Genomic DNA, 5,924 nt, shown 5'->3' with positions numbered 1-5,924 from the left:
ACCCCCGACGCTCTGGCGGGACGGCCGGCCCCTCGACCCCGCCGCCCCCGCGCTCGGCCTGCTCCGCGACGGCGACCTCGTCACCCTCGACCGCGACCTGGCCGGCGCGACGGTGGCCGAGGAGCCCGGCGGCATCGTGGAGATCCGGGTGATCGGCGGGCCCGCCGCCGGGTCCGTGCACCGTCTCGGCCTGGGCGTCCACATCGTCGGATCCGCCCCCGCCTGCACGGTGGCCGTCTCCGACCCGGGGCTGGCCGCCGAGGCCGCCGTGGTCAGGCTCACCCCCGACGCCATCACCGTGGAGCCCAGGGCGGGAGCCGTTCCGCTGCTGGACCACGAGCCCCTCGACAGCGCGGCGCCGTGGCCCGAGCATGCCTTGCTGACCTGCGGATCGACCGTGCTGACCCTCAAGGCGGTGGAGCCCCCCGACGCGCACCTGGACGCCCAGCCCGACGGGGGCCTCGCCTACAACCGTCCGCCCCGGCTCCGCCCCCGGACCGACCGGCGGCGGTTCGAGGTCCCGGCGGAGCCGAAACGCGCCGAGACCATGCGGCTGCAGCTGCTGACCGCCTTCCTGCCCGCCGGGCTGGGACTGGCCATGGCCTGGGCGTTCAAGATGTGGTATTTCCTGCTGTTCGCGCTGATGACCCCGCTGATCATGATCGGCCAGTGGTGGAGCGACCGGCGGCACGGCCGCAAGCAGTACCGCCAGCGGGTCAAGCAGTACAAGGAGCGGATGAAGGCCTTCGAGGCCGCCGTGGAGGAGGCCCGCGCCGCCGACGAGGCCGAGCGCCGGGCAGCCGCGCCCGACCCCGCGGAGGTGCTGCTCACCGCGACCGGCCCCCGGCGGCGGCTCTGGGAGCGCCGCGACCACGACCCCGACGCGCTCCGCCTCCGGGTCGGCCTCGCCGACCTCCCCGCCGGCCTGGAGTTCGCCGCCGAACGCTCCGCCCCGCTCGACTCCCCGCTGCCCGACCCTCCCACCTGCCACGCGGTGCCGGTGGCGCTGGTCATGCGCCGGCTGGGCGTCGCCGGCCTGACCGGGCCGCGGCGGCCTGCGGCCGGGCTGGCCCGCTGGCTGGTCGGCCAGGCCGCCGCCCTGCACAGCCCGCGCGACCTGGCGATCGTGGTGCTCTCCGCGCACGGTGACGGGGGCGAGCGGTGGAACTGGGTGCGCTGGCTGCCGCACTGCGCCCCGCACGGCGGCGAGGACTGCGTGGCGCTGGTCGGCGCCGATCCGGAGGCCGCGGCCCGCCGGGTGAGCGAGCTGACCACGCTGATCGACGAGCGTCTCGGCGAGGAGGAGGGCCCGTCGATCAAGCTCGGCCGCGTCCCGTCCGGCTGGGGCGACCTCGGCGGCGGCCCGGGGACGCCCGAGGCCGCCCCGGTCTACGACGAACGCCCCTACGACGTGCTGGTCGTCCTGGACGGCGCCCAGGTCCTGCGCGCGCTGCCCGGCATGCCGCAGGTGCTCCGCCAGGGCCCCCGGGCAGGTGTCTACACCCTGGCCATCGACGACGACCAGCGGCTGCTGCCCGAGGAGTGCGCCACCGTCGCCGCCGTGACCGCGGACGGCCTGGTACGGCTGCGCGGCGGCGGTCTGGACGACCTCGGCAACATCCTGGCCGACCAGGTCTCGGCCTCCTGGTGCGACCGGCTCGCCCGTTCCCTGGCCCCGATCCGCGACGTCAGCCGCGACGACGCGAGCCTGGCGCTGCCCGGCTCCGCGCGGCTGCTGGACCTGCTGGCGCTGCCCTCGGTGTCGGGCGCGGCCCTGGCCGACCGGTGGGGCCGGACCACCGAGGCCGTGATCGGGGTCGGCCCCGACGGGCCGTTCTCCGTCGACCTGCGCGTGGACGGGCCGCACGCGCTCATCGCCGGCACCACGGGCGCGGGCAAGTCCGAGCTGCTGCAGACCCTGATCTGCTCGCTCGCGGTGGCCAACCGGCCCGACGAGATGACGTTCGTGCTGATCGACTACAAGGGCGGGGCCGCCTTCAAGGAGTGCGTACGGCTCCCGCACACGGTCGGCATGGTCAGCGACCTGGACGGCCACCTGACCCAGCGGGCCCTGGCGTCCCTGGCCGCCGAGATCCGCCGCCGGGAACGGCTGCTGCTGGCCGCCGGGGCGAAGGACATCGAGGACTACCACGAACTCCGCGACGCGCAGGCGGCCCGCGCCTCCCGCGACCTGCTCGTCGCCGGAGGCAGGACGCCGGCCAGGCCGCTGCGCGGGCGCGCCGGCCCGCCGGCCGCGCTGCCCCGGCTCGTGCTGGTCATCGACGAGTTCGCGGCCATGGTCAGCGAGCTGCCCGACTTCATGACCGGGCTGGTCGACATCGCCAGGCGGGGCCGCTCGCTCGGCATCCATCTCATCCTGGCCACCCAGCGGCCCGGCGGCGTGGTCACCGCCGACATCCAGGCCAACACCTCGCTGCGGATCGCGCTACGGGTGACGGAGGCCTCCGAGTCCGCCGACGTCATCGACCGGGCGGACGCCGCGCACATCCCCAAGTCCGCCCCCGGCCGCTGCTACGTCAAGTCGGGCGCGGGCGCGGCGGCGGCCGTGCAGACGGCCCGGATCGGCGGCCGGAGCCCCGGCGGATCCACCGAGGTGCGGGCACGGGTGACGGAGGTCGGCTGGCAGGCCCTGGGGCAGCCGCTGTCCGCGCCCGAGGCGGGCGTCGAGGGCTCACCGGTCACCGACCTGTCCATACTCGCCGACGCCCTGGTCGACGCCGCCCGCATCGCGGGCGTGCCGCAGCAGCCCAGCCCCTGGCTCGCACCGCTCGGCGACCTCGTGGTCGCCCCCGGGCTCTCCGACCCCTCCGGCGGCGCGCCGCCGTACCGGGCCGGGATCGAGGAGGTGCCGCCGCTGGTGTTCGGGGTTACGGACCTGCCGTGGGCGCAGGACCGGCGGGCGCTGGCGCTGGACCTCGCGCACGGGGGGCACCTGCTGCTGGCGGGCGCCTCGCGGAGCGGGCGCTCCACCGCGCTGCGCACCCTGGCGGGGGCGATCGCGGCGGGGGCCTCCCCGCAGGACGTGCATGTGCACGCGATCGACTGCGGTTCGGGGGCGCTGCTGCCGCTGATGGCGATGCCACACTGCGGGGCGGTGGTGACCCGCGACCAGCTCGACCGGGTGGAACGGCTGCTCACCCGCCTGCGCGCGGAGGTCGGGCGGCGCCAGCAGCTTCTCGCCGAGGCCGGATACGCGTCGCTGGCCGAGCTGCGCGCCGCCGCCGGGACGGAGCGGCTGCCCTGGCTGGTGCTGATGCTCGACCGCTGGGAGGGGTTCGTCGCCGCGTTCGAGGGCTACGACTACGGGCGGCTGATCGAATCGGTGATGCAGCTGCTCAGGGAGGGCCCCGCGGTCGGGCTGCGCGCCGTGGTGACCGGCGACCGGTCGGCGCTGATCGGGCAGATCTCCACGGTCTTCGACGACCGGCTGATCCTGCGGCTGGCCGACTCGGCCGACTACGGCCTGGCCGGGCTGCCCGTCAAGGACCTGCCGGCCACGCTCGTCCCCGGCCGTGCCCTGGCCACCGGCGAGAACGGCGTCGCGGAGAGCCAGATCGCCCTGCTCTGCGACGACCCCTCCGGACCGGCCCAGGTCGGCGCATTGCAGGCACTGGCCCGGGCGGTGCCCGCCCGCTTCGCCGGGACCGCGGCGCGGCCGGAGCCCGGCGGGTGGCACTGGGACTGCGAACCGCCCCTGCGGGTGGACGCGCTGCCCATGCGGATCACCGCGGCACAGGTCCTGGATCTGGCGCCGTCCTTCGATCCCCCCTCGCCCCTGTGGGCGCTGATCGGCGCCGGAGGCGACTCGCTGGCCCCGCTCGGCGTCGACCTGCTGGCCCACGGGCCCGGCGCGGTCATCGCGGGCCCGTCCAGGTCCGGCCGCTCCTCGACCCTGCTGACCGCCGCCCGCTCCCTGCTGGCGCGGGGCACCCCGGTGGTCCTGGTCACCCCCCGGCGCAGCCCGCTCAGCACGCTGGTCGACGCTCCGGGGGTGCTGGCCGTACTCGGTGCGGACGGCGATCTGGCCGAGGCCGTGGCGGGGCAGGAGCGCTATGTGGTGATCGTCGACGACGCGGAGCTGATCTCCGCCGACAGCCCTCTCGGCGCCGCCCTGGAACAGGTCCTGCGGACCGGCCGCGACGGCGAGCACGGCCTGATCGCCGGCGGCACCACCGGCGACCTGACGACCGCCTACCGCGGTTTCGTCGCCGAGGCCCGCAAGTCCCGCACGGGACTGCTGCTGTCGGTCCAGAGTCCCGCCGACGGCGACCTGTTCACGATCCGGCTGCCCCGCGGCGCGGTCGGCGGCCCGCCCGGACGGGGGCTGCTGGTCACCCTGGGGTCGGTGACCCCCGTCCAGGCCGCCGTCACATGACGGGTCCCCATATGGAGAAACGCCCCGCGTGACGTGTCCCGCATGACGGGCTCCCATGAAGAAACGCCCCGGCCCGTGGCGGGCAGGGGCGTTCCGGTGGTCCGGCTAACGCGTGGCGGACTCGATGTTGCCGCGATAGGTGTTGATGACCCGGGAAGCCTCCGCGAGTTCTTCGGACATACGCTGGAAGGCCGCGCGGTAGTTCTGCCAGGCCTCGGTGAAACGCTGTGCGCCGGGGCCGGTCCAGGCGGTGCCGACCTTTCCGGCCTCCCGGTCGAGGGCCGCCATCGTGGCCCTCACCTGGTCCGCCTGCTGGGTGAACTGGGTGGCCATCTGCTGCATTTCCGCGGGATTGCCGCCGAGCAAGTTCTGGCTCATGCCAGTCTCCTTCGGGATCGGTGTCGGGGGGCTCACCAAACGAAATCACGATAGGCGAGTGGATCACAGTGATACCGGCATTATGCCGAGCGGCTATGGACCTTCCCGGGCACTCGGACGAGCTAACGTTCCTTTCCATCTTGATTTTTCGCCGGATAAGGAGTTAAGGGCGATGCGTGAGATTGTGGTGACGGGCGGAGGCACCGGGATCGGAGCCGCCGTCGCGGCGGCGTTCGCCGCGCACGGGGACCGGGTGACCATCACCGGGCGGCGGGAGCAGGTGCTCAAGGAGACCGCCGGCAGGCTGGGCGTGTCCCACGTGGCGTTCAACGCGGCCAACCCGGTCGCGGTGGGCGAGGCCCTGGAACGGCTGCCGGACCGGGTGGACGTGCTCGTCAACAACGCGGGCGGCAACACCAACCTGGACCGCACGCCGGACGGCGACGACCTGATGGACGTGGCCGAGAGCTGGTGGGCCAACCTCAACGCCAACCTGATGTCGGCCGTGCTGGTCACGAGCGCGCTGACCCCCCGGCTGGCCGACGGCGGCCGGATCGTCACGATCGGCTCGATCGCGGCCCGGGGCACCGGCTCCGGCTCGTACGGCGCCGCCAAGGCCGCGGTGGAGGCGTGGACCGCCGACCTGGCCGCCGAGCTCGGCCCGCGCGGCGTCACCGCCAACGTGGTCTCCCCCGGACTGGTCGTGGACACCGAGTTCTTCCGCGGCCGCCTCACCGAGGAGGGGGTGCGGCGCCGCGTGGAGAGCACCAGGAACGGGCGCCCCGGCACGCCCGACGACGTCGCGGCCACGGTGAGGTTCCTGGCCTCCTCCGAGGCCCGGCACATCACCGGTCAGGTCGTCCATGTGAACGGCGGCGCGTACCTCGGCAGGTAGGACCCGCCGGGCCCTTTCGATCAGGAGACGCTTACACTCCCTTGGAGGCCCGCCAGCCCCTTGTTCGCACATGTACGGAAGGGAACAACGTCGGTGCAGAAGGTCTTGATCGCCAATCGTGGTGAGATCGCCGTGCGGATCGCCCGCGCATGCAAGGACGCCGGGCTGGCCAGCGTCGCCGTCTACGCCGACCAGGACCTCGACGCCCTGCACGTCCGCCTGGCCGACGAAGCCCACGCCCTGACCGGCACCACC

4 protein-coding genes are annotated in these 5,924 nt (G+C 74.6%); 3 read left to right on the top strand and 1 reads right to left on the bottom strand.

Annotation, left to right across the window (positions count from 1 at the left end):
• Positions 1-4,396: FtsK/SpoIIIE domain-containing protein (locus CA984_RS42120; RefSeq protein ID WP_086578914.1), on the top strand; the 4,396-nt coding region annotated here is incomplete at its 5' end.
• Positions 4,397-4,501: 105 nt separating this feature from the next.
• Here the strand turns inward: CA984_RS42120 and CA984_RS42115 are convergent.
• Positions 4,502-4,774 (bottom strand): WXG100 family type VII secretion target, encoded by a 273-nt coding sequence (locus tag CA984_RS42115; protein WP_012888044.1) that lies wholly within the window; start codon positions 4,772-4,774, stop codon positions 4,502-4,504.
• A gap of 172 nt (positions 4,775-4,946) precedes the next feature.
• Between CA984_RS42115 and CA984_RS42110 the strand changes: the two genes are divergently transcribed.
• Together CA984_RS42110 and CA984_RS42105 are read left to right on the top strand one after the other, a co-directional pair.
• On the top strand, positions 4,947-5,669 hold the full coding sequence (locus CA984_RS42110; protein ID WP_086578913.1) for an SDR family NAD(P)-dependent oxidoreductase: 723 nt from the start codon (positions 4,947-4,949) through the stop codon (positions 5,667-5,669).
• Positions 5,670-5,762: 93 nt separating this feature from the next.
• The coding region (locus CA984_RS42105; protein ID WP_133061949.1) for a biotin carboxylase N-terminal domain-containing protein at positions 5,763-5,924 on the top strand (162 nt) is incomplete at its 3' end.

It is taken from the genome of Streptosporangium minutum, from assembly GCF_002149035.1.
Classification (GTDB): domain Bacteria; phylum Actinomycetota; class Actinomycetes; order Streptosporangiales; family Streptosporangiaceae; genus Streptosporangium; species Streptosporangium minutum.
The sequence above is the reverse complement of the archived record's forward strand: the minus strand, read 5'-3'. Positions and strand labels throughout refer to the sequence as shown.